Annotated in this window: 15 protein-coding genes; 3 read left to right on the top strand and 12 right to left on the bottom strand. The window is 43.3% G+C overall.

The window, feature by feature from the left end; all coding sequences use genetic code 11:
* Positions 1-43 precede the first annotated feature (43 nt).
* From NST94_RS15355 to NST94_RS15340, 4 genes are all read right to left on the bottom strand, one after another.
* Positions 44-913, bottom strand: coding sequence for a carbohydrate ABC transporter permease (locus tag NST94_RS15355; RefSeq protein WP_036677077.1), 870 nt, complete (start codon positions 911-913; stop codon positions 44-46).
* 13 nt (positions 914-926) lie between these two features.
* Positions 927-1,874 (bottom strand): ABC transporter permease subunit, encoded by a 948-nt coding sequence (locus NST94_RS15350; RefSeq protein ID WP_036677080.1) that lies wholly within the window; start codon positions 1,872-1,874, stop codon positions 927-929.
* A gap of 461 nt (positions 1,875-2,335) precedes the next feature.
* Positions 2,336-2,917 (bottom strand): TetR/AcrR family transcriptional regulator, encoded by a 582-nt coding sequence (locus tag NST94_RS15345; RefSeq protein ID WP_339281052.1) that lies wholly within the window; start codon positions 2,915-2,917, stop codon positions 2,336-2,338.
* A 91-nt stretch (positions 2,918-3,008) separates the two neighbouring features.
* Entirely contained in the window at positions 3,009-4,019 is a 1,011-nt protein-coding gene (locus NST94_RS15340) for a fumarylacetoacetate hydrolase family protein (RefSeq protein ID WP_339281051.1), read from the bottom strand.
* Positions 4,020-4,185: 166 nt separating this feature from the next.
* Here NST94_RS15340 and NST94_RS15335 point away from each other — a divergent pair, with 166 nt between their 5' ends.
* Entirely contained in the window at positions 4,186-5,208 is a 1,023-nt protein-coding gene (locus NST94_RS15335) for an MBL fold metallo-hydrolase (protein ID WP_076303683.1), read from the top strand.
* A 198-nt stretch (positions 5,209-5,406) separates the two neighbouring features.
* Here NST94_RS15335 and NST94_RS15330 read toward each other — a convergent pair whose 3' ends face one another.
* Positions 5,407-6,231 (bottom strand): hypothetical protein, encoded by an 825-nt coding sequence (locus NST94_RS15330; protein ID WP_076303684.1) that lies wholly within the window; start codon positions 6,229-6,231, stop codon positions 5,407-5,409.
* Positions 6,232-6,316: 85 nt separating this feature from the next.
* Positions 6,317-6,910 carry an RNA polymerase sigma factor gene (locus NST94_RS15325; protein ID WP_076277362.1) on the bottom strand — a complete coding sequence of 198 codons (594 nt, stop codon included), beginning with the start codon at positions 6,908-6,910 and terminating at the stop codon, positions 6,317-6,319.
* Positions 6,911-7,183: 273 nt separating this feature from the next.
* On the opposite strand from NST94_RS15325, the gene NST94_RS15320 reads away from it, so the two are divergent.
* Entirely contained in the window at positions 7,184-7,675 is a 492-nt protein-coding gene (locus NST94_RS15320; protein ID WP_076277361.1) for a DUF1036 domain-containing protein, read from the top strand.
* Between the two features lie 150 nt (positions 7,676-7,825).
* On the opposite strand, the gene cydC is transcribed toward NST94_RS15320, so the two are convergent.
* The 5 genes from cydC to NST94_RS15295 all read right to left on the bottom strand — a co-directional run bounded on the left by cydC (position 7,826) and on the right by NST94_RS15295 (position 16,239).
* On the bottom strand, positions 7,826-9,553 hold the full coding sequence (gene cydC, locus NST94_RS15315; RefSeq protein WP_339281050.1) for a thiol reductant ABC exporter subunit CydC: 1,728 nt from the start codon (positions 9,551-9,553) through the stop codon (positions 7,826-7,828).
* Positions 9,550-11,394 carry a thiol reductant ABC exporter subunit CydD gene (cydD, locus tag NST94_RS15310; RefSeq protein ID WP_339281049.1) on the bottom strand — a complete coding sequence of 615 codons (1,845 nt, stop codon included), beginning with the start codon at positions 11,392-11,394 and terminating at the stop codon, positions 9,550-9,552. Before cydD ends, cydC begins: the two co-directional genes overlap by 4 nt.
* A gap of 68 nt (positions 11,395-11,462) precedes the next feature.
* Entirely contained in the window at positions 11,463-12,479 is a 1,017-nt protein-coding gene (locus tag NST94_RS15305; protein WP_076126522.1) for a cytochrome d ubiquinol oxidase subunit II, read from the bottom strand.
* Positions 12,476-13,840 (bottom strand): cytochrome ubiquinol oxidase subunit I, encoded by a 1,365-nt coding sequence (locus NST94_RS15300; RefSeq protein WP_248548643.1) that lies wholly within the window; start codon positions 13,838-13,840, stop codon positions 12,476-12,478. Before NST94_RS15300 ends, NST94_RS15305 begins: the two co-directional genes overlap by 4 nt.
* Before the next feature lie 551 nt (positions 13,841-14,391).
* On the bottom strand, positions 14,392-16,239 hold the full coding sequence (locus tag NST94_RS15295) for a hypothetical protein (protein ID WP_339281048.1): 1,848 nt from the start codon (positions 16,237-16,239) through the stop codon (positions 14,392-14,394).
* A gap of 107 nt (positions 16,240-16,346) precedes the next feature.
* Here NST94_RS15295 and NST94_RS15290 point away from each other — a divergent pair, with 107 nt between their 5' ends.
* Positions 16,347-16,955, top strand: coding sequence for a TetR/AcrR family transcriptional regulator (locus NST94_RS15290; protein ID WP_081392538.1), 609 nt, complete (start codon positions 16,347-16,349; stop codon positions 16,953-16,955).
* 82 nt (positions 16,956-17,037) lie between these two features.
* Here NST94_RS15290 and NST94_RS15285 read toward each other — a convergent pair whose 3' ends face one another.
* Complete coding sequence (locus NST94_RS15285) at positions 17,038-18,027, bottom strand: alpha/beta hydrolase (RefSeq protein ID WP_076184906.1); 990 nt, start codon at positions 18,025-18,027, stop codon at positions 17,038-17,040.
* Between the last annotated feature and the right edge of the window lie 118 nt (positions 18,028-18,145).

Here is an 18,145-nt window from a genome sequence, read left to right as displayed (position 1 = left end):
ATTATCACGGTTTCCCCGTAACAACTCAGGTTGGAATATCTTTTTAACCTTTAACCGATCCCAAGAGCACACCTTTGGTAAAATGCTTTTGCATAAATGGGTAAACGATCAAAATCGGAACTGTAGTTACGACAACTGCTGCCATTTGTATAGCGAACGTACTAACAGCTCCGGTATTGGCAAGCGAATCAGCACTTTGTGTTGCGACGTTAAGCAGGATGTTGCGCAAGATCACTTGAAGCGGCATTAAGTTGGAATCATTGATATAAACAATAGCATCGAAGTAACTGTTCCAATGCCCGACTGCGTAAAATAATGAAATTGTGGAAAGGACGGGCAAGGACAGAGGTAAAATGATCCGCCATAACGACTGAAGTTCACTTGCACCGTCTACCCTCGCTGATTCCTCGATTTCAGCAGGCAATTGCTCGAAAAAGCCTTTAATGATCACCAGATTAAATGCACTAATGAGATTTGGAATGATCAATACCCACGGACTGTTTAGCAATCCCAGAGAGCGGACTAGTAAATAAGTCGGAATTAATCCTCCTCCAAACATCATGGTAAAGACAATGAATAGTAAAAATGGGCTGCGACCCGGCAAATATTTTTTGGATAACGGATATGCTGCGATTACCGTAAAGAACACATTGAGAGCAGTGCCTACAATCGTTCGAAACAATGTGATTTTATACGCCTGCCCAATACCATGAGAAATGAATACTTCTTTATAGGCTAGAAAGGTAAAGGTTTCTGGTATAATAACAATTCCTCTTCTTAGCACTTCCGATTCTGGCGTTACTGAAACAGCAACCACATATAGAAAGGGTAGTAAGCAAAGTAGAGCTAGCAAAATAAGAATAAAATAAACGAATGCTTGCCAGACCTTTTCTCCGATTGTCAAATTGATCATTTTGATAACCACCTCACCAAATTTGCCCATCGAATTTTTTGGCGAGCTTATTCGCTGCCAACACTAAAACAAATCCGATGACCGCTTTAAATAATCCCACAGCAGTAGCCAAGCCAATCTTAAGTCGCTCGAGCCCTTCACGGTATACCCATGTGTCGATAATGTCGATCTTCTCCTGATTAAAGCTGTTGGCAAACATGAATATTTGGTCAAAACCAGCATCCAGAATATGGCTTAATTTAAGGATCAGCATCAGAATCATCACGCCTCGAATGCCGGGAAGTGTTACATGCCATAGCTGTCTCCACTTGGAAGCGCCATCAATTCTAGCCGCTTCATATAAGCTTGGATCGATTCCTGCTAATGCTGCAAGGTACAATATCGCTCCCCATCCAATATCCTTCCATATTTCAGATAAGATGATCAGCAGTCTGCCCCAGGCAGGTTCCGTTAGGAATGAGATGGGTTCAACTCCAGTTTCCTTCAAGATCATGTTAAAAAGACCATCCCCTGGGGCTAATAATGCCACCATCATTCCATAAACAATGACCCATGATAGAAAGTGGGGTAAATAAGTGATCGTTTGAACGATTTTCTTAAACCATTGGGTATAAACTTCATTGAGCAGCAAAGCAAGTATGATAGGAGCTGAGAAACCGAACAACAGCTTATACAGGGATATGATAATCGTATTTCTCATGATGTCCCAGAAATAAACGCCGTTCATAAAATCTGTAAAATTTCTAAATCCCACCCATGGGCTATCCCATAGTCCCAAAGCCAGATTATAGTTTTTAAAGGCAATAATGATTCCCGCCATAGGAATGTATTTGAATACGGCAAAGTAAACTAATGCCGGGAACAAGAGAGCGTACATCACTTTATACTTTTTTATCGTCCTTATCCATGAGTTCCGCTTTTTGGGGAGGGGAATGGCGTCCGCTGCCAATTTTGCTTGCATATCATCACCTCGTCTTTATTTGTATTTGTATAATAGCATCCCCCTATTGGATAAATTTCTGTAATTTCAAGAATTTCTTATAAGATATTAAGTAAGTACAGCCCTGGATAATTCCAATGCAATAGGCATGATTGTCTTGATTTAAAGCTGTACAATAACTCTGGCTCGAAAGTTTGAGTATAGACCAAATACAATCCTGAGGACCCAAACAAAAAAAGCCCTAGAAAAAATTGGGCTTAATTTAATGAGTCATGTTTTTTATATAATGCATCCACGTATTTTATTTTCCATTACTAAAAACTACATTCATGAGCAAAAAAAGGTATCCTCCATCATGGAAGGGTTACCTTTTACTTCTCCAATGTTCCATCTGCAACGATTGTTCCATGCTTAATAATTACCACATCATCAACCCTCGCTGCATGCTCTTCCATTAGATGAATGGGATAAATCAATAATGCTTATGACTGGGCTAAAATTCCTTTAACAAACAATGAGACACTATGCTTGTAGAACTCTTCCTCGGTGACGAATTGGGATTGATATTGCCGGTGAATCAGCTCGCTCATCTGAAATCCGTAGCACATCGCGAGAAAAGACATTGCGACAAGACGCTCATCCTGTCTGGCGATAACTTTTTTCTTCTGCAAGCGTTCAAAATATTCAACCAGCAAGGAGTGAAGCTTCGCCGGCGGATCGGCGAGCACTCTGTCTAATTCGGGAAGCATTCCTTTGTCGCGGATGCCAATCAAAATGATGTCCGCATTTTTATGGAAAAATAAACGGTACTGCTGACTTACATTCAGCAGATCGACTTCCGGATTATCGGTCGCTTCCTCTTTTAACAGCTTCTCAAATTGCGGAATATCCGAATGTCTTTCAATGATGGCTTCCAATATGCCTTGCTTGCTTCCAAATTGCCGAAAAATCGTAGATTCATTGACTTTAGCTTCCGTTGCAATGGCTTTGGTGCTTACTCCTCTATAGCCATTCTTTTTGATGAGCTGTGTCGCGGCTTCAATGATTCTGTCTGAAGTTTGCATTGTATTTCTCCTTTTGCATATGTTAATCCTATTCTACTACAAGTTTTGCATATGCAGCAGGGTCGGGGTTCATCATTTTGATAAACGTTTTTTAAGGCAAATCGCTTCTTTTTTCCCAGCGGCTTGGTTCCGTAATCTTGACATGATCAGGCACCAATTGCGTGAGCGTGCCTAATTTATCAAATGTAATCTGGATTCGGTCAGAGGGCAACAGCCATTCTTCGGTCTCGATTGCGCAGCAATCCGGTATCGTCCCCATTCCTATAATCGTGCCCGGGAGCGGCGTGAAAACTTTGAGAACCTCCTCCATCACTTTTGCAGGGTGTGCAGAATACTCGGATGTGCTCCCCTTCCAGTGCAGTCTCTCCCCGATGCATACATTCACATCCAGTACCAGCGGATTGTCGATTTCATCCGGCGTAACCAGAAATGGCCCTATGCCTTTGCTGCGATCAAAATCTTTGCAGCGCGTCGGTCCGGTCAGCCCCTGGAAATCCGGCCATTGCACATCGCGGACAGTACTGTCATTAAAAATAACATAACCTGCAATGCAGTTCTCCATCCCTGTAACAAAGGCCAGCTCCGGCTCAATATCCAGGTAGGAAGAATACGAAGGCCAATGAATCGTATCTCCATCGCCAATTAATGCATTATGGTTACATTTGTAATAACTGAAAGTTACTTTATTCGGATCTTGCTGGAATTTTTCAGTGATTTTTTGTTTAAGCTCTTCTCTTTCCGGCCCTGTATATTCTCTTTGCAGCAGATTTACGCCAGCATTTCTCAGATGTCTTGGCGTCAGCCCGAAATCGATAAGCGCAGCCGGATTTGGAACTGGCGGCAGCAGTTTTACCGCTACAATCGGGCAGATTTCATTTTCATTAAATTGATGCGACTGTTCGACAGCATATTGCATCAATTCCTTAGCGGCATCATAACTTGCCGGCAAATAATGAAGATAGCTGTCCATACTTTCAAGACTGTCAACGAATGTTCCCTGCTTTTTCATGATTGCGGCAAAAGACACGACAAATTTCTTGTTAATTACAAGCCCAAACAAAGGTTCCTGGGATATTTTGGTTTGAAAGGTTACTAGCTTCATGTTACAGCGCCTCCATACATGTAGTGTGATGTTGTTCTGTTACTATCATATCGTACAGCATAAATGCATGCAAGTACATGCTTGCATTTATGTTTTCCGTTCTCTATAATAAAGCCATAGTCAGTATCCCTTACCCCAAAAACATATACGAAAAAGGAGAATTTTCATGAAGTATGGACGTATTATCCAAAAACCTCGCGTTAAATTTATTGAAGTCGCAGATGGCGTTTTTGCCGGTATTTCGCCGTATCGCGGGATCAGTTGGGCCAATGCCGGGTTCATCAACAAGGGTGAAGGGCTGGTGTATGACACGTTCTTCGATTTGTTCCATGCGCGGGAAATGAGAGAGACTTTTATGGAAGTAAGCAACGGCGGCTCTCCCGCATATGTGGTGAACTCGCACTATAACAGCGACCATGCCTGGGGAAACAAAGTGTTTGAAGATGCTTGCATTATTATGCACAAGGAAGCCTCCAGAGAGCGTCTCACCGAAAATATCACCTGGATGGACAGCGTCATCAGAAGAGGAAAGGATTCTACGGAATCGACTCCGGGCGAGCGATTTTTTGCAGCGGAATTTGAAGGATTCGACCTGGAAGGCGTAGAATGGGTGCTCCCGAATATTGAGATAAAGGATGATATCAACATCCGTCTTGGCGATACGGAAGTTATGATTTACAACGTAGCTCCAGCCCACTCTGATAGTGACTTGCTGTTGTGGATGCCAAAAGAAAAAGTGCTGTTCGCTGGCGATGTCGTGTTTAACGGATGTACGGCATACAGTGAAGAGGGAACCCTCAATTGGGTTAAAGTGCTTGATCGCATTATTGATGAAATTAAACCCGAAATCGTTGTTCCAGGACATGGCGCCATATGTGGCCTGGAATTCGTGAAGGAGCAGAGAGAATACCTCCTAAACCTGATTAGCGAGTTCAACAAGCATTACAATGACGAAATTGATTCCTTGTCTCTGACCAAGCAAATGGATATTTCCCGCTTCCTTCATTGGATTCAGCCAGAACGCTTGTATGTTACAGTGGATATCCTATTGAAAAGCAAACGAGGGTTACCACCCTTTCCAATTTGGAACGAGGTGCCTGCTAAGCTGGAAGACATGAAAGCTTTTTTGGCTGGAAAATATGGCAATCAGATCAAGCCATGGGACCCTATGAGTGTTTGGCAAGAATAGCAATTTACAGCTAACCTATGAAAACAAAAAACGGCCCTGTCGTAAATGATGCGAACAGCGGCCGTTCTTTTGCATTGTTCCACGGAATTAAAATCGGTGCTTAGAAACGATTATGATAAAAATGAAGAAGGACTATGGTTTACTAGAGGGGAATCCCCCCAATTGGATGGGAGGAGATTCCCGTTGTTGTTGTATTTATTATTCCAAATAGCCTTCGGCAAGTTTCATTAGGGTTTCTTTGCTTACTTTATTTAGGTCACCTCGTAAAGTATAGGCGTATTTCAGCTTTTTGTCTGGGCTCTCGTATACCCATTTCAGCTCGTGCGTCTGCGAAGGAGCAAATTCTGTATGCAGCATTTCTACTCCCTTCACTTGAACCTTCTCCTGCTTAAATTCAACCTTCTCGTCAATATACATTGTAGGATCGCTCTTTCCACTCAGATTAGTGATATTAACCCCGATTTTATCTTCGCCATTTTGATACGTAGCAAAGAGAAGGAAAAACTGATCTGTCATTTCAACCTGCATCATGGCATATCCCTGATTGGATTCTTCCGCCTGCTTTCTCAGCTTTTCTGCCATTTTCTTTTTTTCTTCCGAAGAAGGAGGATTCACTTCCTGAGCATTTTTAAAGATTACGTCCGCCTTTTGGAATGTATAATTTCCATTGACTTTGTCTGCGATCTTAATGGATTTATCCGTAATCTTATCTCTCAATTGAGAAAGATCTTGGAAGATAGTCACCTTCGTTCCAAGAATTGTTTCATGATTCGGATTATTGGCAACCATATAGAACAGCCCAGCTTCCCCGTTCTTTAGCACCTTATCCTTAAGTTCATAAAATGCCTTGTAACGCTCTATCTCATCTTTCGATTCTGTTTTTCCGTAATCTTTCGTCGATTTAGTCTCATATACGACTTCGCCATCCTTATTCGTCAAAGAATGATATTGAACTGCCGCATAACCTGTGGAGGCCATTAACATCATCCCTACACACGCAGTCAAAACAACTTTATATTTCATAAAAAACCTCTCCTTTTCTTTTGGCTTAGCATGTAATATTCTCATTACTTTTCCTGTCAAGTTGGCGTCGGGAATGCGCGGGTCATCAAACAGTTTTTTCAAATCCCGATCCCTGTCCATATTCATACACTCCCACTCCCTTCACTTGAGCGTAATACTTTCGAAATTTTGCAGATGTACGTTCGTACCTTTTACGAAGGCTGGCGCTGTTTTTACCGAGAATCAATCCAATCTCCTGATAGCTTTTATCCTCGACACAACGTAAGATTAACAAATTACGCTCTTCCGCCGATAATTTTGCCATGGCCTGATGTACGGATTCATCAAAATAGTTGGCTTCAATATGCAAATCGACTTCATTATTTTCTTTCTCATCTTGGTAAAAGAAAGGCAAATATTTCACCAACTTTCGCTTACGAAGGATGTCGATACATTGATGGTAGGCAATCTTGTATACCCAGGCGCCAAAATCCATCTGATATTGGGTATATTTTTTCAAGGTGCGGAAGGTCTTCAAAAATACCTCCTGTGCGTTTTCCTCGGCTTCGGCATAATTGCCCAGCATGTGATAACAGTAGAGAAAAATCGGCTTTTGATAAATCTCCATGATTTTCTCGAATTGTTCTGTGTTCCCATCCAACACATCTGCAATGATCTGATTTAACTCCGTATCATTCAAGCTGTCTCCCCCCCTTTCACTCTATACAACGAAGAGCTCAACCTAAAATGTGACAGCAATAAAAATCATTACAATCTAAATCGAGCTTCGCAAGGAGCTTGTACGATCCTTTTCCGTAAATCACCTATCAATTTAGTGCAGTCCGCTTGATTTAATAGTTACGTTTCCCTTGTACAGCCTATCTTTTTTTAACGCTCAATCTGTCTATTTCACTTCTATATATTTTTACATATATTAACATTGTGTTTAAATCTATTGAATGGAGTGATATAAATGAGTCTTTATGTACAAAATAATACCTCTAACTATATTTGGCTTGCTATTGCTCACTATGATCCGACTTGTAGCCCTACCACTTATGTTAAAAAGGGTTGGTACCGATTAGTCCCAGGCAGAAGTTCACTTATAGTAACTGGATCATCCGCAAATCAAAGTTACTATTATTACGCGTATGACAATTCCGGAAATACGTGGAGCGGTAATTTCTACACGTATATTCCTAATGCGGTCTTCAACATGTGTTGGATAGAAAGATGCCAGGGCACAGGCTGTAACAGGGTAGGCTTCCGTGAACTCAAAGTTGGGAATTCTCAGAATTATACTTTAACTTTTACGAATAGAACCAATAATTCATCAAAATTAAGAAATGCTATATTGTCAAAAAAAGGATCTCTGAAATTCAAATTGGATAGATCGAGCATAAGAAAGTTACCCGGTAAGGTGGGTAAAATCGGTAGGGTTATTAGACCTTTGCGAGGCTTATAGAATAGGTTACTTTGAAAACAAGGCGAGGGTATAGTTTTTAGAATTTATCAGAAGCAACCTGTAGAACTGTTTCCTGCGGGTTACTTCTGATTTTTTTAAGTAAGATAGTTTCAGGAGATGAAGTTTAGGGAAGTCGAGGTCACTAAATCATCAGTCCTCAACTTCTCCGATCATTTGCTGTTCGATTTGTTTAATCTCATAAAAATAGCCTTTTTGCCCCATCAACTCCGAATAGGACCCCGTTTCGACTACCCTGCCTTGGTCCATGACCACAATCTGGTCCATCGCTTCCAATCCGGTTAGCCGATGACAAATCAGGAGAAGCGTATCATTAGCCGCCTGTGCGTAGAGATGCTTCAAAACATGATGCTCTGTCACATAATCCAGCGATGAAGTGGGTTCGTCCAGAAGCCATACCCGTCCTTTGCGGAGCATCGCTCGCGCCAGAGCCAACCTCTGCTTCTCGCCGTCTGACAGATTCTCCCCTTTTTCATACACCATATCGGTCAACGATGTATCGGGCAGCTGCATTTTTGCTAGCACATCCAACAATTGTTCGTCTGCATGTTCTTCTCCATTCAGCAGCAGGTTGTCCCGGATCGTTCCCCGGAAGAAATGACTTTGCTGAAACACTACAGTAGCCGCTTGCCAAATGCTCGTTTCATCCAGTTCCTTCACCGAAATGCCGTTTAACCGTATATCACCGGCCGTTGGTGTTCGCAGCTTGAGCAGCAATTCGATAATCGTTGATTTTCCTGATCCACTCGGCCCGACAATCGCCGTTTTGGAACCAGGTAAAATGTGCAGGGATACATCCCTGAGCGCCGGTCTCCACTCCCCTTCATATTGAAACGTAACATCGGATAGCTCCATCGTAACGGCATGATCAACAGACAATGTGCCACTTGGCTGCGAAGACTGCTCATCAAAGGTCTGAACTGTTTCCGTCAGTCGTTTGGCTGCGTGTTCGCTATCCTCTTTATACGCGGGTAATGTGGCCATAGCCGCCGCTTCTTCAAATACGGTTTGTGATGCCATAACCAGCATGGCAAGAAATACGCCTGCAAGCGCTCCTTCCATAATTAAATAGGCGCCAAGCGTAAGCACTCCCCAGGAAACGAAAAACGTAACAAAAGTGTGCATCGATTGCCCGCGCAGCAGTTGCCCGGCTGCTCGTTGCTGCTCAGCTGCCAATACAGTGGAAGCATGCTGGAGATGTTCCTCCCGCTGTGCCAATTGACCATATACTTTTAAATCCCGGAAACCGTACAACACTTCGGTAACTTCCGTGGACAGCTGCGCCCTCTGCTCACGAACGCGTCCATGTATTCTCCGCTGCCCGAGTAACACAATTCCCGGTACAACGAATGCCGTTACCAGCATACCTATTACAAACAAAACGGCAATCCAGATCGAAAAGGTAGAAGTAAACAGCATCGTAGCCAAAAACACCATGACGACCATGATCGGAGGATAAGCGACTCGCAAAAAATAATTTTGCAAACTTTCCACATCCCCAACGATCCGCGCAAGCAGATCCCCGCTTCGATTTTTGTTCAATATACCAGGCGTTAAAGGAATAAGCTTGGCAAAAAAGGATGTACGTAAACGGCTAAGCATGGAGAATGTCGCCCGGTGAGAATACAAGCGTTCTCCATAACGACTCGCCGCCCGAAGCAGACCCAGCAGTTTGACCATGGAGGTGAGTACAATTAAAGTATAAAGCGGTGGCGCAAATACCGTTTGCGAAATCAGATATCCGCTCGCAGAAAAGAGTGCCACACCGGCTATGCCGGCGATAAATCCACCCAAAATCGAAAGAATGATATCCTTGCGCTCCTGAATCATCGCCTTTGACAGAACAGTCAGTTCATTCATGAGGATACCCCCCCTTTCCGCTCTACATCAATCATCTCGGCATACTGAGGCAGGCGCTCCAGAAGCTCGTCATGTCGTCCCGAGTCCACCAACACTCCATTGTCCATAAACAAAATCTTGTCGGCTTGTTGAATCGTATATAATCGGTGAGCTACCGTAATCATTGTAGCCGTTTTTGCCAGTTTGGCTATGGAGCGTTGCAGTACCCGCTCGGTGTGCAAATCAAGTCCAACTGTGGGTTCATCAAACAAAATGATAGCAGGACGCTTCAAAAAAGCGCGTGCTAAGGCAAGCCGTTGCTTTTCCCCACCAGACAGTCCCCGGCCTCCTTCACCAACAAAGGTATCAAATCCATGCTCTAATTGGGCTGTAAGCGCAGCGAGTCCTGCTTCTTCCCCCGCCCGCTCAATTTCTGCTCTGGAGATGCTCCCACGAGCACCAATCGCAATATTTTCAGAAAATGTGCCTGCAAAAATATACGGATGCTGTGTAATGTAGCTAACATGTTCGAACCATTCGGTTTCATCGTATTGCGAGAGTGGACTTCCATTCACCAGAAGCGTTCCCGATTCTGGTTTCAGCAGACCGGCAATGAGATGTAGCAAAGTCGTTTTGCCGGAACCGCTTTTGCCAACAATGGCAATGTGTTCTCCTGGACTAAGCTGGATCCGCCCCGTCTTAAGCTCGAAAGAATCTGGAGCATACTGAAACCGGAGTTGGTCAATTACGATGGACGGCGGTATTAAAAGGTCTCCAGAATGGGCGAGTTCCAATTTGCTTATTCTGTCGGTCCTATCACCGACCTTATCCATGCTGTCGATCTCGTCGATTCCATCGGTTGTTAATGCTCCTTCAATGCCAATAGCGTCCCTGCTCCCCCCTGCCGTTTCCTCAAGCATCTGTTCTACCTTACGAACCGCACCCATACTTGTCCGGCCGCTGTGAAAGGCCGTTCCCGTATTCTTTAACAGGTTGTAAAACTCGGGAACGAGCAGCAAAACGAGAAAGGCGGTGTGGAACGTCATAGATTTGAAAACGAGCAACTGGATGGCCAGTTCAAGAGCGACAATGCCAATGCTTAGCATCACGATCGATTCCAGCATGAAGGTATTCGTAAACGCAATCTTCAAAATGCCCATTGTGGCATCACGATAACCCAAGCTACTACGCTCAATCTCCTGTTGCTGACGGTGAGCCCGTCCAAATATTTTCAATGTCACCAGTCCTTGAAGAGAGTCTAGAAACGTCCCTGAAAACTCAGCCAGTTGCGCGTATTTTTCTTCGGACTTGTTCTTCGTTTTCAGCCCTACCAAAATCATGAACAGCGGGATGAACGGAGCAGTAAACAATAGAATGAAACCTGTGTTGGCATGTTGGATAAATGTAACGACCAAAATCAGAACCGGGATGATAGCAGCTTCCATCATACGCGGCATGTATTGACTGAAATAACTATCGGCCTCATCCACAGCATCCAGAGCAATACTGACCTTTCCTCCCGTCTGTCCACGAAGGGTTGAAGGCATGGAGGCATGAGTCAAGTTTTGCAGCACGGCAGCGCGCATATTTGTCTTAGCAGTGGCAGCCATATGTAAGCCAACTATACCGTTTCCATAAGACAACAGTGTGCGTACAGCCATAACAGTTAGAAGTATGCCGAGCAACAGGATAACCGATGAAAATGAAGCTTTCTCGACAAAAATCCGTTGGACTGCTTCAGCAAGCAGTCCAGCCTGACTCACAATAGCTATACCGAGCGCGAGCGAAATGATTGCGAGGAGAGCCCTGTTTTTCCTTTGTGAAGACATTTGTTGAGAAATCAGACTGGATTTCCTCTTCACAGATCACACCTCCCTTATCTATAGGCTTGTAGGGAAACCTCAAACATGCCGTAATGGATTAAACAGCTTTATTTTTTCCCTTTTACATAATCCGCATCAAACAGGAAGAGTTTGAAGACCAGAATAAGGGATGGGATCAACAGGCATAGACCGCCGATAAACACAATTACTAACGCTAAACCCATTGCCGGTGAAGTTGCACTGCTCTGAATCGTGATATACGGATCAAGAATATAAGGGTATTGCCCAATCCCATAAGCGAAAAAGGCACAGAAAAACTGCAACATGACGCATATAAAAGCTAATCCGTAACGGCGTCCGTTATATAACAGCCACATCGCGATCATAAAGAAAGCAACGGAAAGTGCCAGCAACCACCATAAATCCATCATATTTTGAAAATGGCGCTCATTGTGTTGACCCAAATAGATAAATGCTGTCAGTGCGAGGATTATCGTCGGTGTGCTCCAAAACAGGGCGTAGTTGCGCATCAGCTTCAACGCGGAATGATCCTCCGCCCGAGAAGCGTAAAATGTCAGAAATGAGCCGCTAATGAACAAAACGGACACGATTGCCAGTCCAACGATACTCCACGATAACGGATTGGTAAACAGCGCCCAGTAATCCAGAGAAACCGTCTCCCCCTGCTTCACGATAAAGCCGCCTTCAGACAAAGTTAGCGCCACTGACAACGATGCTGGAATAAGCAAACCTGTAGCTCCGTACAAAAAAAGATATACTATGTTTTTCTTGGAACCGTAATTTTCAAAAGCATAGAATGAACCGCGAATCGCAAGAAGAATCACTGCAATGCTTCCCGGAACAAGTAACGCGGAGCCATAATAATAGGCTGTGTCCGGAAAAAATCCGACGATGCCAATATAGAAAAAGATAAAAAATACATTTGTAATCTCCCATACGGGTGATAAATATCGGGAAATCAGACGATTAATGAGATGATCCTGCTTCGTTAAACGTGCATAAAAGGCGAAGAAGCCCGCTCCGAAATCAATGGAAGCTATAATTAAATAGCCGTACAAAAACAGCCAGAGCACCGAGATGCCAATCAATTCGTAACTCATCATTCAGTGCCCCCCTTTTCCGCAGATTGATTGGGATGATCCTTCATCCATTTCTCCATCTCAGCTTCTGCCGGATTATTGTTGAACAAGCGTCTTAGCACGATTACACACATACTGCCGAGTACGATGTACAAGAGCAATAAGGCGAAGAATATAATTCTTACATTCGGTGAAGACGTGGCCGCCTCCTCAACACGCATATATCCACGGATAATCCACGGCTGTCGGCCAACCTCTGCATAAAACCATCCCAGCTCAACAGCCAGAAAAGCGAGAGGGGCGCTCAGTGCGATGATGCGAAGCATCCATTTGTTAAGCTCATTACGCTTTTTCCAGAACACAAACAGAAAATATAGAAACGAAATCGCGAGCAGAGTAAATCCAATTCCGACCATTAAATCAAACAGATAATGAACGAGAAGCGGTGGCCATTCTTCCTTGGGGAATTCCTCGAGCCCCGTCACCTCTGCATTAAAGTCTCCAAAGGCCAGGAAGCTGAGCAGCTTCGGCAGATGAAGAGCCCCTAGAACTTCATGCTCTGCATTCAGCCATCCCAATAGCACCAAATCCACACTGCTGCTCGTCTCAAAATGCCACTCTGCCGCTGCAAGCTTCTCTGGCTGATGCTCGGCCAAAAACTTGGCGGACACATCACCGGCTAACGTGTTCAGCAAACCGAATAGTAAAACGACTGCCATCATTAGATTTAAAGATTTTTTGTGGTATGCGGACACACCTTTTCTCAGCATCGCGAAGGCTGCAATCCCGGCTAACAAGGCAGCTCCAGTCAAATAGGCCGAGCTTAATACATGGAACACTTTGGAGAACGTCGCCGTATTCAGCATCGCTTGCACCGGGTTAATCGCTGTGAATTGGCCTGCTTCCATGACAAAGCCCTCAGGCTGGTTCATGAATCCGTTCACCGTCGTAATAAAAACGGCAGACATGCCTGCCCCGGCGACAATCGGTATCGTCAGCAGCCAATGGATATACGGATTTTTGAAGCGATCCCACGTATACAAATAAATGCCCAAGAAGATAGCTTCAAAAAAGAACGCGAACACCTCCATGAATAACGGAAGTGCAATGACATTCCCAGCCAGTTTCATAAAATTCGGCCATACCAGGGCCAGCTGTAGTGAAATCGCTGTACCGGTCACGACACCAACCGCCACAGAAATGACAAATCCTCGAGACCACCGCTTTGCCATAAGTGTATAATGGGGGTCCTTCTTCCGAATCCCGATAAACTCTGCTATAGCGATCATTAGCGGTATACCGACGCCAATCGTCGCAAAAATAACGTGGAACCCGAGAGTCAAGCCTGTCACCAGCCTGCTCCATAGCACCGTATCAATTGCCATTCTTTAATGCTCCCTTCAAAACACTGTTCATTTTTCTATGATTAGGCCTGCTAACTGTTGGCTGCATTCAATATCAGGTTTAGCAAGGTTCAGCGACATCGTTGCCTGTTCGTTTTAGTATGACGTTCATCGTTCTTTGCTATGTAAAAAGAGAAAAAATTCACAAAGCAAGAGTTGGCGAGCCTGATTTACCTGATACTGAGCAGTCAAAATTATAATGTGACCTAATGATTAAAATCATCTTATCTTAAATTGCAAGTAATTCAATCACAGATATCTCTTAATCCCTAAACGTTCAAGAAAGGGTCAAATCTTTCTGACAACTCAGTGAATAACACAAAAAGTACCCGAAGGAGCTATTGATTGATTAGTGCATATGTGATGTCACAAGTTCCCTCCTACTTCGATGCTGGCAAAAAAACGATATTTTCTCATTTTGAGCCGTAATATATCCCCTTTTTTGCAACAAAAAAACACTGACTCAAATCATCAGTGTTTTTTGAATTAAAGCTAATTTCATCTTTGTCATGACAAATCTTGAACTGCTACTATCATTTAGTACGACCGTAGAAAAAAGAATACACATCTGATTTCCCAAGCTTAGTCGTCTCCGTTCCGTCCACTAGCTTTACCGCTTTCAACAACGATACAATTTGCGTATGCATTAGCTTTGCATCAAATTTGTCCATCTCTCTGTTGTCACTTTCCACGAGCAGATAGTCGGGCATTGGAATGAAACCAATCACCGGTATCCCTGCTTCAAATAAGGGCTGACTCTCTCCAAACTCAAACTTGTTATGTCCACGCAATAATACAGTACGTGTGCTATCTGTCTTTTCAATAGCCTTCAGCCAAATGGCTGCCATCATTTCATTGCCCGCATAGGTATATTCTGTACTTATTTGTCCAGTTGGACCATAATGACCCGTATCATCGTCCTTCCACTCCATGCTGCCTAAATGCTCAACCGTAATTCCAGCTACAGCTTTTAAATGGCCATTCTTGCCATCCCACAGCTCTCGATGCCCCTCCATCCAGGTGGAAGTTGCCTGAGAGGACCCTTTGAACTCCGGTAATCTAAAATGCCCTGTCACAAAAGCAAATATCATCGTACGTTCCGGCTGCTCCTGCTGTAAGTAACGAATCATAGACAGCATGCCCACAGCGCCATTCTCCTCCACCACATTTATCCCATCCGTATGAGTATTTACGATAATTGCTTCGTCTTTATTCTTACCGTCAATTTTCACATAAAAGGATTCTGTTGGGGCATCTTTTTGTATTTCCGCTTCTAAAATAACCGTACCTTCTTTATGCTCCTGAGCTGCGCTGATCACCTTTTTCCCTTCCGTTTCATTAACCCAAATCGCAGGGATTCCAGCATAATCGGTGGTAAAAGGCACATATTGCTCTTCAACCTTATCGTCAGATACCCCTTTCCAGACTAAAACAACAGCTTTTACGCCCATTTCCTTCGCTTGCTCCAATTTAGCTTCTTTTAATGCTGTAGTGAGGACCAGATCGCCTTCATTTGGGGCAATTTGGTTGTCCATTGGTGATGAATCCCGCATATTCATAACGATCCCACTTGGAAAATTTCTGAAATTCTCAATTTCAATGACAGCAATTTTTCCGCTAGCCTGGCCATATTCACCACGCTTCGTATACACCAGCTCCCCAGTTACACCTTTTTCGTCAGTTTCCCCGGAATAGGGAAAAGCTGAAGAGACATGAATTTCCTGCTGATCAATCATTAAAGTACTGTTCTTTTCTTCCCATCGGTCAAAAGTATAGCGATCACGATAAACTTGCAGCCCCATATCCGATACCTGCTGCTCCAGCCAAGCAATAAACTGATTGTGACCCTCAGAGCCGGTTGTACGGCTTCCAAAAGAATTCATTACTTCAATATCTTTGAGCATCACTGCTGCAGAATCCAAATTGCGTTCATCGATCGTCACTGTCGTATCAGCAGCTAATGCTACAGGTGTTGTAATAGGTTTTGCATAGACTCCAATACCCCAAAGTGCAGTAACGATAAGTGCAGCAATGCTGAATAACACTTTACGAACCACTAGAAACGGAGTAACTCTTCTGCTTACCTTTTGCCCCAAGAGTCCTCTCCATATGCCCGCTATGATCAGCAAGAGGATAGAAAGCGCAAGCAGCCAAAAATTTCTTGTTAGTAAGAATAACCCTTCTGCCACCATCGCACTAATAAATACTACATGTAACTTCTCACGCTTCTTTAATAGTAAAAAAGAGATGTCTAATTCTGCTAATAAAAAGATGATGGTCACGATTGAGATTACCGTTTCTTCGCCAATGAATACCGTAGCACTTAGTGCTAGGATCAAAAGCAGCACTGCTGACAATCGTCTATATAAGATTTCTAACATGACGCCCTCCCATTTTAACTAACGATTATTTTGACATTACATTTGTAATGCCTTATGGTTTTAGCATATTGAAAAGACTCATGAAAAACAATGAAACGAACATCAGAATGTACAAACGGAGGGGAAATGTCATCTCAAATCATGAATTATACAGTCCAAATACCTCTCAGCATCGTTCCAATAAAGAAACCAACCGTTTGACAAGAGAAGCCATCTGTACGGCATTAGTCTTCTTGATCCAGGAACAGCCTTTTGACAAAATCACCATCACCGATATTGTGAAGCGCGCAGGGGTTTCTCGAACAGCCTATTACAACAACTATTCCTCCAAGCAAGAGATCCTGGTGGATTTGGTCGATTCGCTTATTTTTGAAATTAATCAAAAACTCTTACCTTACACCAATGAATTAACAGGCAAAGCTAAAGAACCTCAAAAATTTATCAAAGTGCTTTTTGAAGTTATTTTTCAGCAGCGGAACATCTACAAAGCACTTCAGAGTGCAAAGTTTGATCATGTAATTCTGGATTGCTTGAATGAAATGATGCTTTCTACTGCTCATGACAAAAGCGACGAGAATGTGTACCGAATATACTTTAAAGCGGGGGCCCTCTATAATGTTCTCCTTAAATGGATACAATCAGACTTTGCAAAATCCATAGACGAAATGACCAAAATTTGTCTTGAGGTATACCATACTCCAATGTCCCAGGAATAAGGTTTAAAAATCGTGTTTATAAATGAAAAAACAAAGAAACCACGGAACCAAGTTCGGCTCCGCAGTTTAATTATCAACCCTACTATTGAATTTGAATTTGTTTCATGTACTCTTTGAATGCCTCGGCGATTTCTTTGTATTTTGTATGATGCAGATAATGTGAACCTTCCATTGGGATCATTTTGCCCTGTGCGGATTGTTTGACTTGCTCCTCATGCAGCGGAATCCACTGTTTATTGTGCTCGTTATTTGATTGAACGAAGAGAAGCAGCGGCAAGTCATTTGGCATTGTGATTTTTTCTCCATTTTTGAAATTGGAACCGAGGTGGCCCAGTTCATTCATCAACGTTGGATTGGTCGCGACTTGATTCGAAATCAAACGCATCTGTTCTTTGGTATGCTCATCGAACGCAAGCGATTCATAGGGATCTCCGCTCACTTTTTGGACCAATCTCATTAGACCTGATTTTTGAAGAAATTTCATGGCGTTCAAAGGTAATTTGACATCCATTCCGGGTTGATTGGGAACGCTGCTATCGATGCCGACAAAAGCAAGAACTTCATCCGGATATGTGTTCACATAGGTCGCTCCGTAAAGTCCCGCGATGGAATGTCCCATTAGAATGTAACGGTCTAAACCCAGTTGCTGCAATGCTTCGTGAACCTCACTTACTATATTCTCAGTCGTTCTCTCCTTCTCGGTTTCATCGCTCAAACCATAACCGAAAGGCTCGACCACCACGACTTTATAATTAGGGGTAATTTCATCGATCAGCAATTTGAAATCAAGTGCAGGCGTCGGGGTTCCTTGTCCCGGTAGGAGTACAACAGTTTGTTCTCCACTGCCTTGAATAAGCACATTCATCTTTTTCCCATCCACATTGACATACTGGCCATACGATTCGATTTTCTTTTTCTCTACCCCGTCGCTGATTGCATCAACGATAAAAACGATGCCCATGAACAGCACGAGCGCCCCTACAATACCTCCGATTATTTTTAACCATAGGTTCCGTTTCTTGTGGCTCTTAGTCCCTGTTGTTTTTATTTCTACCTTATTTGCCACGTTCATCTCTTCCCTTCCTTGTCCCTGTATCTGAAGTGCCGCCTTGACGACATATTCAAAGTGTAATCAATCAAGATGTACTCTTCGTGACGACAATATGAACGGAATATGAACAAGACAAAAA

The organism is Paenibacillus sp. FSL H8-0282, assembly GCF_037963825.1.
In the GTDB taxonomy this organism is placed as follows: domain Bacteria; phylum Bacillota; class Bacilli; order Paenibacillales; family Paenibacillaceae; genus Paenibacillus_AQ; species Paenibacillus_AQ odorifer.
The sequence above is the reverse complement of the archived record's forward strand: the minus strand, read 5'-3'. Positions and strand labels throughout refer to the sequence as shown.